Consider the following 17,475-nt stretch of genomic DNA (forward strand, 5'->3'; position numbering starts at 1 on the left):
CAAAATTAGAATATATTGCTTGACAATACCTCCCATTAACTTATAAAGAGTTGCTGGGTATACTATCGTTACGAACGTCCGTTCTTTTGAGAGGTGAAAAAGTGGGTAGATCGATATTACATTGTGACCTCAACAATTTTTATGCATCGGTAGAGTGTCGGCATCATCCAGAGCTGCGTGGTAAGCCTGTTGCGGTCAGAGGGGATGAATGTTGAGTATTGACAAAAAATTATCTGGCTAAAAACTATGATATAAAAACAGGTGAGACAATTGGCAAAATATAAAAGCACTCTATAGCAATATATAAACGCTCATTCTGTGAAAGTCTATCGCTGTGAGCGCTAGTGCAGAAGAGCGGACATATTCATTATGCACCTATGTGTGTTTTTCTATCACATAATTTTATAATTAGGCATATAAATATAAAGAGTATATATTCGGCTACCTGCACGATATCTCTAAATACGAACACACTTCATCTCAAATCAGTGTTTTAGCGATTACGAAACAGATCATAAGCTGTTGCACATAACAAAAAAGATAGGTGAGATAAACTCGCCTATCTTTTTTGTTATGATTTCAATTTACGTTACTCAACACTGCACACCTTTTCATATTTAGTATTCTGTTTGTTAAGTCTGATATGCTTAATCGTACTTATGCAAATAATAGTAATTATAACATTAGCTTCTCATATTAATGCTTATCTATCTAATTTCATAATCAAATTATCTAAAATATTGATATCTGAATCCACATTTTTAAAATAGTCTTTTCTTGGACGTTTTCTGTCTTGCTGAACTTTAATTCTATTGCGATTGTTTTTGTAAACTCGTATAAGTTGTATTGGCATATATATAATTGCCATCTATAACACCTCTTAAATTATTTTATTTTAGTATATCCTGTAATAATGCTTTTATATTTATAAAATTACATATTGTTTTAATCAAGAGGGATAATATGAATAAATCAATATGGGAGGCCTTTTATATGTTTAAACATGAAAAACAGTTATTCCATCCTGTTGAAGTAGAAAAACCAAACCCACAATATGCGGTTTTAATGCAGGAACAGCTTGGCGGAGGTAATGGCGAATTAAAAGCAGCTTTGCAGTATATGTCTCAGAGTTTTAGAATAAAGGATCCAGAGATTAAAGATTTATTTATGGATATTGCAGCTGAAGAATTAAGCCATATGGAAATGGTGGCAACTACAATTAACTTATTAAACGGACATGATGTTGATTACAATGCTGTAAGAGCAGGGGAAATCCAAACTCATGTTATACTGGGATTAAGTCCTGGGCTAATTAACTCATCCGGCTATTCTTGGAACGCAGATTATGTTACTGTAACAGGCGATTTGTGTGCTGATTTGCTTTCAAATATTGCATCTGAGCAGCGAGCCAAAGTGGTTTATGAGTATCTCTATCGCCAGATAGACGATAAAAAAGTGAAAGAAACAATCGATTTCCTCTTAAATCGAGAAGAAGCACATAATGCGTTGTTTCGGCAAGCTTTCAACAAAGTGCAAAATACAGGTTCAAATCAAGATTTTGGAGTTACTCAAGATTCGAAACTATACTTTGACCTTTCCAGTCCATCGCCAAACAATACTCAGTTTGGTGATACTAAAGCTGCTCCCCCAAGTTTTAACAATCCTAATCAATAAAGCTATATAATTTGTAAGACAAAAGTCAAATTTAATGTTGTAAAGAGAGCGGAGCTGCTTGATGGCTCCGCTTTTATTTCACTTAGGTTGGCTAATTATTTTGATTATATTAAATATCCAAGCAAATCATGCTATATTAATTTCGATTCTTACGTATAGTGTTTACAATTAGCAGTAGAATGACTGCACCACCGGTTGCTATAAGTAAACTCCGAAGATTAAATCCTATTATTCCATATCCTCCAATCAAATTCATTGCAAGACCACCGATAAAGCAGCCGACAATACCTACCAAAATATTCATGCCGACACCCATTTTATTGTCATTATCTGTAATTAGGCTTGCAATCCACCCAGCAAGTGCACCAATAATTATCCAGCCAATAATACCCATGATTTCATCTCCTTACATATAGCTTTTCTTAATATTTAGAAATTATGACTAACAAGCAAAATACTGAAAAAGCATTGAGGTTATCTTAAAAAGCACAAAAAAATACGGGTAATCCGTTTCAGAGGGTTACCCGCTTCGCAAAAAATTATAAAATTAAGTTCTAACTACAGTTATCACTATCAGGGGCATCGAAGCGATTCTATAAAAAGTTTTTTCCCCAGGCATCGTCCGATCAGTCAGATCAGTCATTAAAAGCTTTGCATTTATACGCATGGTTAGATAGCTTAAACACTACCGGTTAAGGTTCTTTAGTTCTTGGTAAGCATCCAATGTCGGTTCAAAGTCTACTAATTTGTAATCTATTCCATAGTTTGCAATCTTTACTTTATCAAGCGGATTAGTTTTTCCTTTGCGAATCGCTATCATTGTGTATTTTTTCATGAGATAGGCATTTACAACGCTAACAAATACACCATGTTGTTTCAGAAACACCAGTATTAGATAATGATATGCACCAGTTTAAGTGCAACAATTCGGCACGACTTGCATAGTATGGATACTGGAATATTCTTATAGATTCCATCTTATCTATCTTGTGAATAGATTGGTTCCATTAATACCCTTACCTCATATAATATAGGGTAATCCAAATTTATTCTATAAAGGAGAAACAACAATGGCAACTTTTTATAATCAAGCAACTTTATCATATAATGGAAATGTTATTAACTCTAATATTACAACAGGTGAATTATTAGAGGTTCTTTCTGCAACAAAAACTGCAGTGATGGACGATTATGTCGCAAACGACGATGTAACGTATGTTATAAGCATTGTTAATGCAGGTGCAACAGCATTTACAGGTTTAACGATTACGGATAATCTCGGCACTTATGCGTTTGGAGCAACAGAATTAGTGCCGCTAACCTATATAGCGGGTTCGATTCGATATTATATTAACGGCGTTTTGCAAGCAGTTCCATCAGCTGTTGGTGGCCCACCATTGGTTATTACCGGCATTAATGTGCCTGCCAATGGAAATGCAACAATCATTTATGAGGTTCATGCAAACCAATATGCTCCCTTAGGTGTAGATGGTACCATTGTAAATGAAGCCGAAATAACAGGTGGGGGATTAGCTACTGCTATTCTTATTTCGGAAACAATTAGCACTGAGAATATTGCAGTCCTTACCATTAGTAAAAGCATTTGTCCTTCAACTGTAACTGAAAATGGACAGTTAATCTATACTTTTACTATCCAAAACACGGGCAATACTGCAGCAACAGCCGTAGATAATGTTATTCTTACGGATACCTTCAATCCCATTTTGAACCCTATTAGTGTAACATTTAATGGCGCTAATTGGAGTGTTCCCGTAAATTACTCCTATGATAATACAACAGGTGAATTTGCAACCGCATCCGGCCAAATTACAGTGCCTGCCGCAATCTTCACTCAAGACCCAGTAAATGGTAACTGGGAAGTTACTCCAGGCGTGAGCACACTAGTTGTAACGGGAACTGTATAATTTAGAGTATTATCGTATTACTATTTTAAATAGTTTTTAAATCCTCGTAAAACATTGTCTGAATTAAAATGCCGTCTTCGCGGGGAATGATAGTAAAACAAAACAGTAAAAGACGGAGCGACTCTTAACGAGTAGCTCCGTCTTCTTTATCTGGGATATATTCGACGAGATCACCTGGTTGGCATTCAAGCAATTCACACAACTTTGCAATGGTGGACATATTGACATCAGTGTTTTTAACAAGTCTTGCAACAATTGTTGGAGAGATTCCCATTTTACGCAAGTCAAATTTTTTTACTCCCTTTATCTCCATGAGTTCAAAAAGTTTTCTATAAGAAACAGGCACGGATAACCCTCCTTTCAAGTCTTATTGTATCTTATTGTATACGATAAGTCAACACAATATCGTACACAATAAGATACAATTAGCAATGTACATCTTTGTGTACATTGCTAATTGATAAAATGTATCCTATAGTGTACAATAAGTGCATAAGGTAAAACAAAAACAGGAGGGTATGAAGATGAGAGCAAGCACCGCAATGACGCTTAAGCGGGTTACAAACAAAATTCCCGGAAACCAACACATCATGGTAAGAGATTATCTATCTGGTGTGCACTATGCCGACGGAACTGCAAATGAAATCAACGAGAAAGTGTTAGATAATAGGCGGGAATTGAAAATGTCCAATGTCTACGGAATATCGATTGAGGGTAACAACATCATTGCAATAGATGTGCTGATTGAGGAATAGTCCCACTGACGAGCTGTAAACCCCGAAAGGGGTCTGCGGATAGCAAATAAATGATAAGGGGAACAAAAATGATAACGTATTATCAAAATTGGACAGAGAATGAGCTCCGTAATGCTATATGGCAATTATCAAATGGTATGTCTTGTAGGGGCCCATATGCAGATAAAGAACTGATACGTAGAGAATTAAGACGACGCGGGCTATCAGATGAGGGTTATCACAACACATAAGCCGCTACAGCCCAGCATGAGGCATCAGAAAGGAAAATATCATGAACAAGCAAAGAAGAAAAACCTTACAGGAACTGAAAGATCAGCTTTCGGACTTACGAGACGCTTTGGAGATGATTATGGATGAGGAGGAAGAATATCGTGATAACATTCCAGAAAATTTGCAAGGTTCTGAACGTTATGAGAGAGCCGATGAAGCATGCGACAACCTTTATGAAGCTGTGAGCAGCTTGGAAGGTGCTATAGAAAGCATCGAATCTTTACTTGAGTAATCAAATTAAAAACGGCGCGCTTGCCGCGCCACCGTCCGTCGGTAAAAGTCCGACGCTGAATGAGCAGGAGCGAAACGGTGCATTTTTGCTTGCGAGGGCAGGATATTTATGTAATGTTTTTTCTTCAGCTGTTTACTGGTAAATACTTGCAATGCTTGACAGCTTGTGCTATATTAGTTTCAGACAACAGAAAAACACCCTCACAGCGCACTGCCTGCTTGCAACAGACAATGCGCATTCGCCTTAAAGATGAACATAACATCTTGTAAGACTTATGAGAGTGCATTCATGTCGTGATTTTAGCACGACTTGATATACACTGTCAAGAGCTTTCAGATGCTAACCATCCATCAAGATGTATCTGAAGGCTCTTGTTTTTTGTTTTAAGGTGGTCACAACCGCTTTAAATATACCCATACCGAATAGTAAGTTCAGTCGAATAAACCTAATCGGTATGTATTGCGGAAAAGCTCGCAAGAATACACCCAGCGACCTGACCGCGATTGGAGTACATTGAAAACTGAACAACTCGAATTGACAAGGGATATCAAGTTGGTGAGATAGTGTGCCACGACATTGTTTAACACGATCGAGCACGCCTCACGTTGCATAGCAACGACCGATAACGTGTTATAAGACGTATTTACGCTTACACAGGAACAGTAGTCAATGTAGAGCCAAAATTATATAATCACCGAGCGGAGGATGTTAGCGCATTCTCTGCTCGGATTATATACCGTTATACCACAAAAGAGCCTATAGAAAATAGACTTTTTTGTGATATAATGTGAATAATGGTGCCGCTGACCGGAATTGAACCGGTACGATGTTGCCATCGAGGGATTTTAAGTCCCTTGCGTCTGCCGATTCCGCCACAGCGGCAAATCTGTTGTAAATCGACTTAATAATGATACAATATTCCCCCCTGCTTGTCAATACGAGGAATAGATAATTCCTCGGGTTTGAACTTAACCCATATCTAGTAGGTGCCGTACGTGTTATACACTAGACAAAAGAAATTTGTTCGTAGAATGCCGTATTGTTTACAATTTGTAAATAAATTATGTATATATAGGTTATATTTGGTGGTATAATAAACATATGGAAATATAGAAAGAAATAATTAGAGTTATCTGCAAAAGTGGTTACAAATGAATTACAAATTAGTGTCAAAACAGTGTTGACAAAATTTCCCGATTGTCGTATACTAAGGTTACAGGGATGAGGGGAGCTAGAGACCCCGCACCGTAATACAAAGTATTCAAACAATATAAACTATTTCTATCAGGAGGTACAAATCATGAAAAAAGTATTAACAATTGTTCTCGCGCTGACACTTGCGCTGGGTATGTCTACAGTTGCATTTGCGGCAAGCAAAACCGAAAACATTCATGTCAACGACTCGGAGATCTACACCTATGATTCCAAGGCGAAAAAAATGGAAAAATCAGACACTTCAAAAAATTTAATTCCAGGGAAGACCTATTATATTCCTGTAGAGAATTTAGATACTAACTACAGCAAGAAGGATAGTAGTACACCTTATGGAAACATCACCTCTACCAGTGCACTCAGTGGCTACAAGGTTAGACGTTCTATTGATGAGGGTGCAAAGGTAATTAGTGATGTGCAGTTTGTTATTAAAGATGTAAGCAATGGATATAGCACTACAGTGCATTCCAGCAACAAATATGCATTTATTGCGGTTACGACCAAAGATAATTTTGCTACAAGTGACATTACGGTAACAATGGATATTAACGTGTATGGCAGCAGCACCTATAAATTTGATGGGAACGTAAAGGATGTTACAGTTCCTTTTAACTATGATTTCACTTATGGCACAAAAGACGCTACCAACTATATCTCTGTAAGTGATGCAACTCCTGTAGTCAATTTCGATAACGTAGACAGCGATGAGATTGAGATTGGTTTCAACGATGCAAAAGACGATGTCCGTTTCGTAGTTAACGCAAAAGGCCAAAAAGAACTATTCCTGCGCTACAGCGATGACGAGACCAGCTCTGCAGCTTCTGCAATCGCGGACAAATATCCCGAGGCTGCCCTTGACTTCCACCTGTTCGAAGGCAACAACAAAACTTTCCGTAGAACCGGTAAGCTCTATATTCCTGCAAAAGAGATTGAAGTGAAAGACGGCAAGATGGCTGCTCCGTACCTGTACGAAATTGTAAATGGAAAACTGACCGACATCAAAGCCACTTACGATTCTAACGCTGAGGAGTTCGTAATCTCCACCAACAAACTCGGTAACTACGTAGTTTCCGACACTAAACTGAAGAGCACTTCTGATAAAGACGAGAGTTCTTCCAAAGATGAGACATCTTCTGGCAATGGCTCAACGGGTAACCCCGATACTGGTGCAAATGATGTTATAGGCGTGGCGGTAGCACTCGCAATTGTTTCTCTGGCAGCAATTGGCGCTACTTCCTTTAAAAAGCGTACAAAATAATTTAATTGAATCATACGAAAAGGGACACCACGGTGTCCCTTTTTAAATTGTATAGTTATAAATCCCCGCATCTATGCACTAAAAACAGGGAATAATCATTGATAAAGTCACCAGTTTGGGTTATAATTAGAATAAGACAAATAATGTTAAGGGTATGGCCCTATCTTACAGGAGGATTATCATGAAAAAGGTGTTGGCAATTGTTTTGGCAGTTATCTTAGTGTTCGGAATGTCTACCGTTGCATTTGCAGCGCGAGTTGTTGATATGGGCAGCCTGGGCGGAGATTTGTTTTTGTACAATGCCTCGAAAGAAAAAATGGAATCCATCGGCGTGGGCAGTGAGCCTGTGTCATCGGGTTCAACCCTATATATTCCACTGAGAACCAAAGTGGATACCGACGATGGGATAAAGAGTGCCAATATTTCAAAAGTTTCTGATTTAGGCGACTATAAAATGAAGCTGAGCGTTACCGAGGGTAAAGGCATGGTGGAAAGTGCTCGTTTTACCATACAGGATGATTTTGACGGACGCAATGCGGCGCATGTTGCGATTAAAACCAAACCAAATACCACCGGTAAAAAGGTAGATGTAGAGTTTACTCTTACCGTAACCCCCAACAACGGCGCTACTCTTGAAGGCATAGATTATGCTTTCGAATACGACTTCTACTTTACGATAGCACCTGCCAAGGGCGAAACGGCGCCTTCCGGAAGCAATAAGGAAGAGACTAAACCGGAATCGAGCTCTGCCGCGCCTGCTGAAAACAGCAATGCGGCCAACGCTCCATCCAATACCGATGCAGAGAAAAACCCCGAAACAGGTGCGAGCAGCTTTGCCGCGCTTACTGCTGTAGCAGTGCTCGCATGTACCGCGGTACTTGCAACAAAAAAGAAATAGGGCAGATATGCTTATGATAAAAAAGGAACGCTTTTGCGTTCCTTTTTATTTTCCATGATCCTAGCAGTACACATGGTAATGTTTACAAATTGTTACTTAGTTCAATTCAAAATTACAAATTGGTAACAAAAACCTCTTGATTTGCATCGAGATCACCCCTATAATGGGAAACAAGCCAAGCACACACGACAGGTTTGTTAAGTGTGCTGAGAGCTACAAAATTAAATCAGGAGGAAACCAAATGAAAAAGATCATTGCTATGATCCTTGCTCTGACAACAGCGGCAAGTCTCGCGGTTACTGCATTCGCTGAGACATCTGACAATAATACCGAAGCAAAAAATGCCACCATTTCTTTTGATAAGGATGCTGACGGCGTTGAGCTGAACAAAGACACCGTACTTACCCCTGGCAAAACCTACTACTTCCCCGTGAAGTACACCGCTGCAGGCAGCGACACTGCAGAGGCTCTTACTTCTGCACAGTTCAACAGCTTCAAATTCCACTTTGCAAACGAAGAGGGCAAACGCTCTATCGATAGCATCAAAGTTGAGAAGTACAAATCTGTTTACAGCCTGGCAGTAAAAACCAAAGCTGGTTGGCCTACCACCATCTCTGATGTTGCTTACGCTGTAACTGTTATCGACACCAAAAACACAGACGCTGAGATCAACGCAGCTTCCCTGAACTTCCAGGTTGGCTACAAAACCATTGATGAGAGCGCTCTCAAAAACCCCGATTACGTTACTGTTAACCCCTCTGCTCCTGTAATTACTGAGGACAACTTCAACACCCTCAATGACCTTGCAGACGGCAAAGAAGTTACCTTCGCTAACGGCGACTGGGAGTTTACTGTTCGCGTTAAAGGCATGAAAGATACTAACATGGTTTCTAATCAGGACGACATCGACGAGATCGTTGAGAAGTTCGAAGGTCAGGAATTTAAATTCGTATCCTTCCCCGGCGGCCCTGAGTTCCGTACAACCGGTACTTTGAGCATCGACGTTTCTTCTGAGATGGAAGATTATGCTGGCAAATTCTTTGTATACAGATACCTCAATGGCAAACTCACCAAAGTTGATGCTTCTGTAAATGCAGATGATGAGCTGCTCACCATCAAAACCAAACAGCTCGGCAGATTTGTTATCACCAACAAAGAGATCAAAGACAACACCATCGTAGTTGAGGGTGGCAACAACGGTTCTTCCTCCAACGGCAATGGCTCTGAGAAAAACCCCGACACAGGCGCTAACGATTTCGTTGGTCTGGCTGTAGCTATGGCTGCTGTAGCAGCTGCTGGCATCGTGGTTGCTCGCAAACGCAAATAATTCGGCATAACTTTATGCTAACAAAAAGAGGACGCAGAGTGCGTCCTCTTTTTTGTGCAATAAGTGTAAAGCAGCACAATTGACAAACAAACGCGAATCGAATAACATAAAAGCATAGAAGCGGCCGGTAACGGTTGTACAAGAAAGCAGATGTGACAAAAAAAGATGGAAGAGAAAAGTTTTAAGTATGATATTATTGCGGTTGGAGAGTGCCTGATCGATTTTGTATCCCGCAAAGATGACCAAGGAAAGAGGCTGGTGCTGGAAGGCAACCCGGGTGGTGCACCGGCAAATGTGCTGGCGATGGCGGCAAAGCTGGGGCTAAGAACAAGCTTTATCAGCAAGCTTGGCCAAGATAGCTTTGGAGATTTTTTGAAAGACTCTATAGCGGATGCCGGTGTTGATACGCAAAACATGATTATGACCGAGAAGCACCCCACCACATTGGCGTTTGTCACACTGGACAGCACAGGAAACAGAAGCTTTGCTTTTTACCGCAACCAGACTGCGGATGTTATGCTGACAGAGCAGGAAATTGATTATGATGAAATTGCAAAGGCGAGGGTGTTTCATTTTGGCTCTGTCTCTATGTCGGCAGAGCCTGCACGCACTGCCACCCTGCAGGCGGCGCAGTACGCCCATAAACAGGGGGTAATGGTATCTTACGACCCAAACCTGCGTGAGCTGCTGTGGCAAAGCCTGCGGGAGGCCAAAGAGGTGATGCTGCAGGGCATGCAGTATGCCAATGTGGTAAAGGTGTCGGACGAGGAGCTGGTTGTTCTCACCGGCACCCAAGACCTGGAGCAGGGGATGCGCAGTTTGTTCGAACAATATAATCTCAGCCTGCTGGCGGTGACGATGGGCCCCAAAGGCTGCGTCTGCTGCTGCAAAGCGGGCGTTTTCAGCTCGAAGACCTTTGACGTTGCCTGTGTGGACACCACCGGTGCCGGCGACGCGTTCTGGGGTGCCTGCCTCTATCAGATTTTGAAGAATGAGAAGGCACTTGACCAATACACCGCGCGGGATATGAAACAGCTTATGGATTTTTCCAATGCGGCCGGTTCCCTTACCACAACCCAAAAAGGGGCGATACCGGCGATGCCTACAGAAGAGCAGATACAGGATTGTATCGCTAACACGCCAAGATGTGAAGTGTAAAGATAAAGTACAGTGATATAAAAAACGGACATCCGAAAGGATGTCCGTTCTGCTTTTTGCGAAACTATTTAAATGTTGGTGCTTTTGGAGAGGGGTTTTTCACAACGTTAACAGGGTCGGTATCTTTCTCGCTGGTGTGCAGTAATCTGCCCATAACCACAAAGCGCTGCTGCTTGTTGCTCACTCCGCCAAATTTATAAGTACAGGTGGATAAGGTCAAAATCTTATCGCTCGCGGTCACATTGACATCAAAATTGTGCTCAGACCGAACCCTTGCCTCTTTTACCAAATCGGTAAACTGGGTCACATCGTTAAACTTGGTACGAATATAATCAAAGCCTGTCTCGGTGTAAAATGTAGCGAACACCTTAAACACCATCTCATCCTCACCGGTGGTAAAATAGACGTAAGGATGCGCCTTGGCATACTCAAGATCGGTATAGTTCATCAGCTGCGCAAAACGCAGACCGTTCTTTTTATCGTCATTGAGGTTGTGCCCGTAGATGATAGTGTTCTTGCCGAGCGACGCACGGTTCTTTGTGGTGTTGCGGTAGTCTGCAAAGTAGCAGCCCTCCAGCGCCCATTTACCGTTGTTATCCATACGCATGTATTTTTCATTGCCCTTGGGGTCTTGGAATACAACATCATCAATGGGAGTGCCGGGAATTCTCAGCCAGCCCACAGTTTCATTGCTTTTTTGTTCATATTCCTTAATCTTCTCAACGATGGTTTTATCTGGCTCTACAGGGGTATTGTCATCTGCAATATACGCAGGCTCTGTAAGCGGATTGTAGAAAGGGTAGGTGCTGACGGGTGTTACGTCATCCGGGTTTGTACTGGGCTTTTTTGAGCATGCTGCAAAAGAAAACAGCATCATAGCTGCCAAAGCAAGGCAAAGAATACGTTTGCGGTTGTTCATATGGTACCTCCGAAGTAAAAGTATACACGCCGCCAAGGTAAACAGGTTAACCCTTGTGAGGAGAATTACAAACAATGCCTCTCGCTGCATCAATGGTAACCGCTGTGCCAGATTTTAAAATCTCGGTGGCATGTTCCGCTCCAACAAGTACGGGAATATCCAGCGTAAGCCCCACTATAGCGGCGTGAGAATTCAGCCCACCCGCTTCGGTGACAATACCGGACGCTTTTTTCAAGAGTGAGAGAATGTTGTTGGAGGTTTGCGGTATTACCAATATATCACTTTGCTTAAAATTGGTCAATGCTTCTTCTTCATTCCGTGCAACACAGATGTTTCCAAATGCGCTCAGGCAGTTTACGCCCTGCCCCGAGACGAGTACATCGCCCACCATATGCACCTTCAGCAGGTTGGTGGTACCCGAAATGCCCAGCGGCACACCTGCGGTAATAACAACGAGGTCGCCGCTCTTGACGAGGTTATTGCCCTTAGCCACATCAACCGCATGCTGGAACAAATCGTCAGTAGATTCTTTTTCTTCAATCAACATAGGGGTTACGCCCCACGACAGGTTCATCTGGCGGTATACGGTTGGGTTGGTTGTACCACTGATGATGGGCATTTCGGGGCGGTATTTTGAGATCATTTTTGCAGTTTTCCCCGATTTGGTAACGGTGATGATAGCGGCTGCTCCAAGGTCATATGCGGTGGTGCAGGTTGCATGAGAAATTGCGTTTGTAACGCCCTGAAGCCCGTGCATTTCACGTTTAAAAAACCGCCCGCGATAGTCGATATCGTTTTCTGCGCGTACAGCAATACGAGCCATGGTTTTAACCGATTCAATGGGGTATGCACCGGCAGCGGTTTCGCCCGAAAGCATAATGGCACTGGTGCCGTCGTAAATTGCATTGGCAACGTCGGTTGCCTCTGCTCTGGTGGGGCGGGGGTTCTTCATCATGCTGTCCAGCATTTGGGTAGCGGTGATCACCTGCTTGCCCGCGGAATATGCCTTTTTGATGAGAAGCTTTTGCACCACGGGTACTTCCTCAAACGGAATCTCAACGCCCATGTCACCGCGTGCAATCATAACACCGTCGGATACATTCAGGATGTTATCGATATTTGTAACACCCTCGGCATTTTCAATTTTAGCAATAATACGGATGCTGTGACAATTCTTGGTGTCAAGAATTTTGCGAATCTCAAGAATATCGTCAGCAGAACGGGTGAAGGATGCTGCGATAAAATCAAAGCCCTGATCAATACCCCACAGGATATCGGCATGATCTTTTTCGCTGATATAGGGGAGAGACAAGCGCACACCGGGTACGTTTACGCCCTTGGTGTTGCTGATGATACCGCCGTTGATGATTCTGCAGATAATGTCGGTGCCACCTTCAACGCTGAGAACTTTAAGCTCAATGAGACCGTCATCCAGTAAAATTTTAGTACCTGCGTCAACATCGGCGGGCAGCCCTTTGAATGAAATAGTAGCCTTAGCGCTGTCGCCTTCAATTTCGTCGGTGGTGAGGGTGAATACCTCACCGCTTTTCAGCTCAGCCTTGCCGCCTTTAAATTTGCCCAGGCGCACCTCGGGCCCTTTGGTATCAAGCAGCGCTGCAATGGGTAGGTGCAACTCCTCACGCAGGGCGCTTAAAATATTCAGCTTTTTGAGGTGCTCCTCATAGCTGCCGTGCGAAAAGTTGAATCTTGCCACGTCCATACCGGCGAGAATCAGTTCGCGAATTTTTTCCTCTGTTTCGGTTGCAGGCCCCAGTGTGCAGATAATCTTAGTTTTCCTCATAAATACCACTCTCTTTTCTGCCCAACCATTGGCAAACTTGGCAACACAAGGTTGACCGCACTTGTGCATGCTCGCTGTGATTGGGTTCAATTTATTTGTACAGCGGGACGATCCCGCGTATTGTTGGCTAAAATAACAATCTGTTTAATTATAATATAAATAGCGAAAAAATTCAATTAAGAGTCCGTTAAGATTCAAAAAAGAAGCTGTTTTTTGCATACAAGTAGTATACCTCTTTTCAATCATTTCAGCTCAAAATGGGCATAATGTAAATAATTGTGATGGAATTCCGGTTAAAAATGGAGGGTGTAACGACGCTGACCCGGGCAAGGCATTTGCATGGCAGATGCCGGCGGACACTTTTCCAGTTTATTGACAGAAAAGCAATAAAACTCCTTGCAATTTAAAAAATTTTATGATACTGTATTACTGTACTAGACGAACTAATACAGATAATACAGTGGATAAAGTTTACAAAACAAGTGTGAAACTGTTTCTATTGAGCGGGCAATGCCTGCGGAAAGGGGTAAAAGTATGTTTGTACTGGAGCTGCAAAGCCGGGTGCCTATTTATGAGCAAATGAAGAAGAAGATTACCGAGCTTGTGATGCTGGGGGTGCTGCAAACCGATGAGCAACTGCCGAGTGTACGCAGCTTGGCGCGCGACCTTGGAGTAAACCCAAATACAGTGCAAAAAGCGTATCAAGAGCTGGAGCGTGACGGAATCGTATATTCTATGACCGGAAAAGGCAGCTTTATCGCCGATTTTGCACGGCAAAACAACGTTATTCTTCAGCAGGCGCAGAGTCTGCTGAAAGAGGCATTACAAGGGGCAAAGCTTGCCGGCATTGCAAAGAAAGAAGTGGAGCGCTTTGTTAACGAGACTTATGGGGAGGGAATGAACCGATGATTAAGGCAACCAACCTGACCAAGCGGTTTGATGATAATATTGCGCTTGCGAGCCTTACCACCGAAATTTCAGCGGGCTCTATTTATGGGCTGGTGGGCAGCAACGGTGCGGGTAAATCTACGCTGCTGCGTCTGATTGCCGGGGTATACCGCGCCGACGAGGGCAGCATAGAGGTCGACGGGCAGTCTACCTTTGAAAACAGCCAGGTGAAGGATAAAATTTTCTTTCTCGCCGACGAGCTGTTCTTTTTCTCGAATTCTACCATGAATCAAATGGCGAAATTCTACAGCGGGCTGTATGAGAACTGGTCTCACGTACGCTACAACCAACTTTGCGTTACGTTTCCCATTAACGCGAACAAACGAATTAATACTTTCTCAAAGGGTATGCAGCGGCAGGTAGCCATTATACTGGCGCTCTCCGCCCAGCCCGATATCCTGCTGCTGGATGAAGCTTTTGACGGTTTGGATCCTGTGATTCGCGGCTTGGTGCGAAAAATTTTGGCGGATGATGTGGTGACTCGCGGAATTACCGTCATCATCTCCTCGCATAACCTGCGTGAGCTGGAAGACCTGTGCGATCAGGTTGGCGTACTGCACAACGGCAGAATTTTGTTCCAGCGCGAAATCGACGACCTCAAGCTAGGCTTTTTCAAGGTGCAGTGTGCGTTTAAGCCCCTGCCCGAAAAAGCGGCATTTGCAGGGCTTGACCTGCTGCAGTTTGAAACCCGCGGAAGCCTAGTGAACCTGATTGCAAGGGGCAACCGTGAGAGCATACTGGAGTATATTGAAAAAATGTCCCCTTTGTTTGTGGAGACTGTTCCGCTGACACTGGAGGAAGTATTTATACATGAAATGGAGGCGGTCGGCTATGACTACAGCAACATCCTGTTCTAAACAGAATAAGTTTCAGCATATGTATCTCGGGGCCCTCCGCAGAGGAGCACCCCTCGGCATCTTCTATGCACTCCTGCTGTTTGCCCTGTTCCCTTTAATGTACATGATTACTCTAATGACCATGAATCCTGCCAAAGAGAATTTTCAAGCCTCTGAGTATCTGTACGGCTACGCAGGTATTTACAGCGGTGTTTCAGCGTTCGCGGTGGCAATGAGCTGTGTCGTTATTCCGATTGTATTCGGCGTAACCATATTCTCTTACCTGCATAACAAGCGTGCCACCGACGTGTATCACGCATTGCCGATGAAGCGTCAGACGCTGTTTACCGCCAACTACCTTGCAGGGCTTACCCTAATTTGGGTACCGCTGATAATAAGCTTTGCGACGGTTGCCATTGCCGGTGCCGGCTTTGCGTCAATACTCACCTGGGTATACTCGCCTGCACGTATTTTTACCGAGTTACTCGGCTGGCTTGTTGTAGCTTCTGCGGTTTTTACCATTACGGCGACAATTGCAGTGCTTGCGGGCAACAGCTTTGATACGGTGATGTTCTCGCTTGCATTTGGCGGTATGTACCCGGTGATTCTGTTCTTTGCCAAAATGGTGATTGACAGCTTGCTGCTGGGCTTTACGGGGCGGTGGAGCATTGGGCTGATGAACGAGCTGAACATGCCTGCACTCTCACCGTTTACGGTAATGATATACAGGCTTACTATGCGAATTGGTAACGAGGGTGTATCACCGCTCACGTTCAACACACGCTTTACGGTTTATACCTGGGCGACCGTTGCATGGGCAATCATCACGGTTGCGCTGTTCTTTGTAGCAAATTTTCTCTATGCCCGGCGCAAAAGCGAGCTGGCGGGGCGCACCACCTCGTCATCTGTTCTCAACAGCATTGTCAAATATGTGATTACCTTTGTGTTTGGAATTATCTTTGGCCTGCTACTGTCCGCCAGCTTTGACAGCAAAATGATGTTCCTTGTGGGCGCTGTGATTGGCGGCTGCATTGCTTACGGCGCATTTGAAGCAATTGCGGCAAGGGGCTTTAAAACCTTTCCCAGGGCGTTTATACAAATGGGGATTTCGGTGGGACTCACCGTTGCGTTTGTTGCGGTGTTCCTGACAGGCGGGCTGGGTTACGAAACCCGTATTCCCGCTGCGGAGAGCGTTGCAAGTGTTACCATTAACTACAATGGGCGATTCGGAAGCCGTTACCTTTACAGCGAGGATAGCATGGTGAAAGATTACCCCTACAACAGCGCCGAGGATATGGGCAGAAACGTTGTGCTCACCTCGCCCGAGGCGATTGAGATTGTACGCAAGCTGCATGCCGATACGGTGAAAGAGCAGCGCGGGCGTGACGAAAAACACTTCAACTGGGAAGAAAGCTCCAATATATACCCCAATATTATTTATAAGCTGAAGAATGGGAAAAGTGTAATGCGCAGCTACAGTGCCATTACGATGGAAACCGCGCAGGTGCTCGGCAGGCTGGAAGATTTGGAGGAATTCAAACGCCAGACCAACCCTGCGTTCTTGCTTGAGGCGGGGCAGCTCAAAGGTGTGGAATTTATGAACCGCTTTGCCACGGGAAATACCTTTGAAGCGCTCAGCGAGGCACAGCAAAAACAGCTGCTTGACGCATTGCAAAAGGATGCCCTCAGTGAGCGGGTAGAGGATATTGTAAACGAGAGCTACGATGCGGTGGGCTATATTCGCCTTGTGGTAGCGGGTACGTTTGCAGAGCCTACTTTTGTTCCCACCAGCAGTACCATTCTTATTACGGAACAATATGCCAATACCATTGCATGGCTAAAAAGCAACGGCTTTTACGAGAAGATGGAAGTGGACGAAAGCAAAATCACCAGGGTAGGAATCAACCGGTTGAACTCAAAATATATGGGATATGAAAACGATGCAGTCTTTATCATGATGAACCCCGATGCCGGCATGATGGATCGATACCAAGTGTTTGATTCGGAATATGCAAAAGAGGAATGGCTTGCTGTTGATGATGCAGAAACGGCGAAAAAGCTTTATAAGCTGGGCAGAAACAGCGGAGCCTCGGACCGAAATGGGTATCAGCTGTACTTCGAATATGGCGACAGTGAAAATGCACTCTGTCTATTCGTCCCCCAGAGCAAACTGCCAAAAGAACTTGCTGACCGTTACAGTACGCTTATCGGAGATGAACTAACGTATGCAAAAGAAACTGCATATTTATGGTAATGCTTAAT

17 protein-coding genes, 1 tRNA gene and 1 pseudogene are annotated in these 17,475 nt (G+C 43.4%); 12 read left to right on the plus strand and 7 right to left on the minus strand.

Annotated features, from left to right (window positions below; all coding sequences use genetic code 11):
- Window positions 1–101: 101 nt before the first annotated feature.
- Window positions 102–212: pseudogene (locus RTV33_RS03315) on the plus strand (hypothetical protein); the annotation flags it as partial.
- A gap of 491 nt (window positions 213–703) precedes the next feature.
- Here RTV33_RS03315 and RTV33_RS03320 read toward each other — a convergent pair.
- The gene (locus RTV33_RS03320) at window positions 704–868 is read right to left on the minus strand and encodes a hypothetical protein (protein WP_312641524.1); all 165 of its coding nucleotides are present in this window, start codon (window positions 866–868) and stop codon (window positions 704–706) included.
- A 125-nt stretch (window positions 869–993) separates the two neighbouring features.
- Here RTV33_RS03320 and RTV33_RS03325 point away from each other — a divergent pair, with 125 nt between their 5' ends.
- Window positions 994–1,674 (plus strand): manganese catalase family protein, encoded by a 681-nt coding sequence (locus RTV33_RS03325; RefSeq protein ID WP_312641526.1) that lies wholly within the window; start codon window positions 994–996, stop codon window positions 1,672–1,674.
- 136 nt (window positions 1,675–1,810) lie between these two features.
- Here the strand turns inward: RTV33_RS03325 and RTV33_RS03330 are convergent, their stop codons facing one another.
- Window positions 1,811–2,068, minus strand: coding sequence for a GlsB/YeaQ/YmgE family stress response membrane protein (locus RTV33_RS03330; protein WP_312641528.1), 258 nt, complete (start codon window positions 2,066–2,068; stop codon window positions 1,811–1,813).
- Between the two features lie 291 nt (window positions 2,069–2,359).
- Window positions 2,360–2,560, minus strand: coding sequence for a transposase (locus RTV33_RS15655; RefSeq protein ID WP_396327214.1), 201 nt, complete (start codon window positions 2,558–2,560; stop codon window positions 2,360–2,362).
- A 184-nt stretch (window positions 2,561–2,744) separates the two neighbouring features.
- Between RTV33_RS15655 and RTV33_RS03335 the strand changes: the two genes are divergently transcribed.
- Window positions 2,745–3,599, plus strand: a complete 855-nt coding sequence (locus RTV33_RS03335) for a hypothetical protein (RefSeq protein WP_312641530.1) — start codon at window positions 2,745–2,747, stop codon at window positions 3,597–3,599.
- 124 nt (window positions 3,600–3,723) lie between these two features.
- On the opposite strand, the gene RTV33_RS03340 is transcribed toward RTV33_RS03335, so the two are convergent.
- Complete coding sequence (locus RTV33_RS03340; RefSeq protein WP_312641532.1) at window positions 3,724–3,945, minus strand: helix-turn-helix transcriptional regulator; 222 nt, start codon at window positions 3,943–3,945, stop codon at window positions 3,724–3,726.
- Between the two features lie 178 nt (window positions 3,946–4,123).
- Between RTV33_RS03340 and RTV33_RS03345 the strand changes: the two genes are divergently transcribed.
- Both RTV33_RS03345 and RTV33_RS03350 read left to right on the plus strand, forming a co-directional pair.
- Window positions 4,124–4,354: a hypothetical protein gene (locus RTV33_RS03345; protein ID WP_312641534.1), complete on the plus strand. Its 231-nt coding sequence runs from the start codon at window positions 4,124–4,126 to the stop codon at window positions 4,352–4,354.
- A 271-nt stretch (window positions 4,355–4,625) separates the two neighbouring features.
- Window positions 4,626–4,856 (plus strand): hypothetical protein, encoded by a 231-nt coding sequence (locus tag RTV33_RS03350; RefSeq protein WP_312641536.1) that lies wholly within the window; start codon window positions 4,626–4,628, stop codon window positions 4,854–4,856.
- Window positions 4,857–5,651: 795 nt separating this feature from the next.
- Here the strand turns inward: RTV33_RS03350 and RTV33_RS03355 are convergent.
- Window positions 5,652–5,738, minus strand: a tRNA-Leu gene (locus RTV33_RS03355).
- A gap of 418 nt (window positions 5,739–6,156) precedes the next feature.
- Here RTV33_RS03355 and RTV33_RS03360 point away from each other — a divergent pair.
- The 4 genes from RTV33_RS03360 (at window position 6,157) to RTV33_RS03375 (ending at window position 10,709) form a co-directional block, all read left to right on the plus strand.
- Window positions 6,157–7,326, plus strand: a complete 1,170-nt coding sequence (locus RTV33_RS03360; protein ID WP_312641538.1) for a hypothetical protein — start codon at window positions 6,157–6,159, stop codon at window positions 7,324–7,326.
- 181 nt (window positions 7,327–7,507) lie between these two features.
- A complete protein-coding gene (locus RTV33_RS03365) occupies window positions 7,508–8,224 on the plus strand; it encodes a hypothetical protein (protein WP_312641540.1) in 717 nt (238 codons plus the stop codon).
- A 241-nt stretch (window positions 8,225–8,465) separates the two neighbouring features.
- The gene (locus RTV33_RS03370; protein WP_312641542.1) at window positions 8,466–9,551 is read left to right on the plus strand and encodes an NPXTG-anchored protein; all 1,086 of its coding nucleotides are present in this window, start codon (window positions 8,466–8,468) and stop codon (window positions 9,549–9,551) included.
- Window positions 9,552–9,716: 165 nt separating this feature from the next.
- The gene (locus RTV33_RS03375; RefSeq protein WP_312641544.1) at window positions 9,717–10,709 is read left to right on the plus strand and encodes a carbohydrate kinase; all 993 of its coding nucleotides are present in this window, start codon (window positions 9,717–9,719) and stop codon (window positions 10,707–10,709) included.
- A gap of 64 nt (window positions 10,710–10,773) precedes the next feature.
- Here RTV33_RS03375 and RTV33_RS03380 read toward each other — a convergent pair whose 3' ends face one another.
- Together RTV33_RS03380 and pyk are read right to left on the minus strand one after the other, a co-directional pair.
- Window positions 10,774–11,628: a class B sortase gene (locus RTV33_RS03380; RefSeq protein WP_312641546.1), complete on the minus strand. Its 855-nt coding sequence runs from the start codon at window positions 11,626–11,628 to the stop codon at window positions 10,774–10,776.
- A 46-nt stretch (window positions 11,629–11,674) separates the two neighbouring features.
- The gene (gene pyk, locus RTV33_RS03385; protein ID WP_312641548.1) at window positions 11,675–13,429 is read right to left on the minus strand and encodes a pyruvate kinase; all 1,755 of its coding nucleotides are present in this window, start codon (window positions 13,427–13,429) and stop codon (window positions 11,675–11,677) included.
- Window positions 13,430–13,963: 534 nt separating this feature from the next.
- Between pyk and RTV33_RS03390 the strand changes: the two genes are divergently transcribed.
- From RTV33_RS03390 to RTV33_RS03400, 3 genes are read left to right on the plus strand one after another with little or no spacing between them, the layout of a single operon-like run.
- Window positions 13,964–14,338, plus strand: a complete 375-nt coding sequence (locus RTV33_RS03390; protein WP_312641550.1) for a GntR family transcriptional regulator — start codon at window positions 13,964–13,966, stop codon at window positions 14,336–14,338.
- Window positions 14,335–15,234, plus strand: a complete 900-nt coding sequence (locus tag RTV33_RS03395) for an ABC transporter ATP-binding protein (RefSeq protein ID WP_312641552.1) — start codon at window positions 14,335–14,337, stop codon at window positions 15,232–15,234. The genes RTV33_RS03390 and RTV33_RS03395 overlap by 4 nt, the downstream gene beginning before the upstream one ends.
- Window positions 15,209–17,467 carry a DUF6449 domain-containing protein gene (locus tag RTV33_RS03400; RefSeq protein ID WP_312641554.1) on the plus strand — a complete coding sequence of 753 codons (2,259 nt, stop codon included), beginning with the start codon at window positions 15,209–15,211 and terminating at the stop codon, window positions 17,465–17,467. Before RTV33_RS03395 ends, RTV33_RS03400 begins: the two co-directional genes overlap by 26 nt.
- Window positions 17,468–17,475 lie beyond the last annotated feature (8 nt).

It is taken from the genome of Hydrogenoanaerobacterium sp. (assembly GCF_032017025.1).
Taxonomy (GTDB): domain Bacteria; phylum Bacillota; class Clostridia; order Oscillospirales; family Ruminococcaceae; genus Hydrogenoanaerobacterium.

Coding starts and splice junctions, on each gene's coding strand:
- RTV33_RS03320 (WP_312641524.1), bottom strand. CDS start 868: ATGGCAATTATATATATGCCAATACAACTTATACGAGTTTACAAAAAC.
- RTV33_RS03325 (WP_312641526.1), top strand. CDS start 994: ATGTTTAAACATGAAAAACAGTTATTCCATCCTGTTGAAGTAGAAAAA.
- RTV33_RS03330 (WP_312641528.1), bottom strand. CDS start 2,068: ATGGGTATTATTGGCTGGATAATTATTGGTGCACTTGCTGGGTGGATT.
- RTV33_RS03335 (WP_312641530.1), top strand. CDS start 2,745: ATGGCAACTTTTTATAATCAAGCAACTTTATCATATAATGGAAATGTT.
- RTV33_RS03345 (WP_312641534.1), top strand. CDS start 4,124: ATGAGAGCAAGCACCGCAATGACGCTTAAGCGGGTTACAAACAAAATT.
- RTV33_RS03350 (WP_312641536.1), top strand. CDS start 4,626: ATGAACAAGCAAAGAAGAAAAACCTTACAGGAACTGAAAGATCAGCTT.
- RTV33_RS03360 (WP_312641538.1), top strand. CDS start 6,157: ATGAAAAAAGTATTAACAATTGTTCTCGCGCTGACACTTGCGCTGGGT.
- RTV33_RS03365 (WP_312641540.1), top strand. CDS start 7,508: ATGAAAAAGGTGTTGGCAATTGTTTTGGCAGTTATCTTAGTGTTCGGA.
- RTV33_RS03370 (WP_312641542.1), top strand. CDS start 8,466: ATGAAAAAGATCATTGCTATGATCCTTGCTCTGACAACAGCGGCAAGT.
- RTV33_RS03375 (WP_312641544.1), top strand. CDS start 9,717: ATGGAAGAGAAAAGTTTTAAGTATGATATTATTGCGGTTGGAGAGTGC.
- RTV33_RS03380 (WP_312641546.1), bottom strand. CDS start 11,628: ATGAACAACCGCAAACGTATTCTTTGCCTTGCTTTGGCAGCTATGATG.
- pyk (WP_312641548.1), bottom strand. CDS start 13,429: ATGAGGAAAACTAAGATTATCTGCACACTGGGGCCTGCAACCGAAACA.
- RTV33_RS03390 (WP_312641550.1), top strand. CDS start 13,964: ATGTTTGTACTGGAGCTGCAAAGCCGGGTGCCTATTTATGAGCAAATG.
- RTV33_RS03395 (WP_312641552.1), top strand. CDS start 14,335: ATGATTAAGGCAACCAACCTGACCAAGCGGTTTGATGATAATATTGCG.
- RTV33_RS03400 (WP_312641554.1), top strand. CDS start 15,209: ATGACTACAGCAACATCCTGTTCTAAACAGAATAAGTTTCAGCATATG.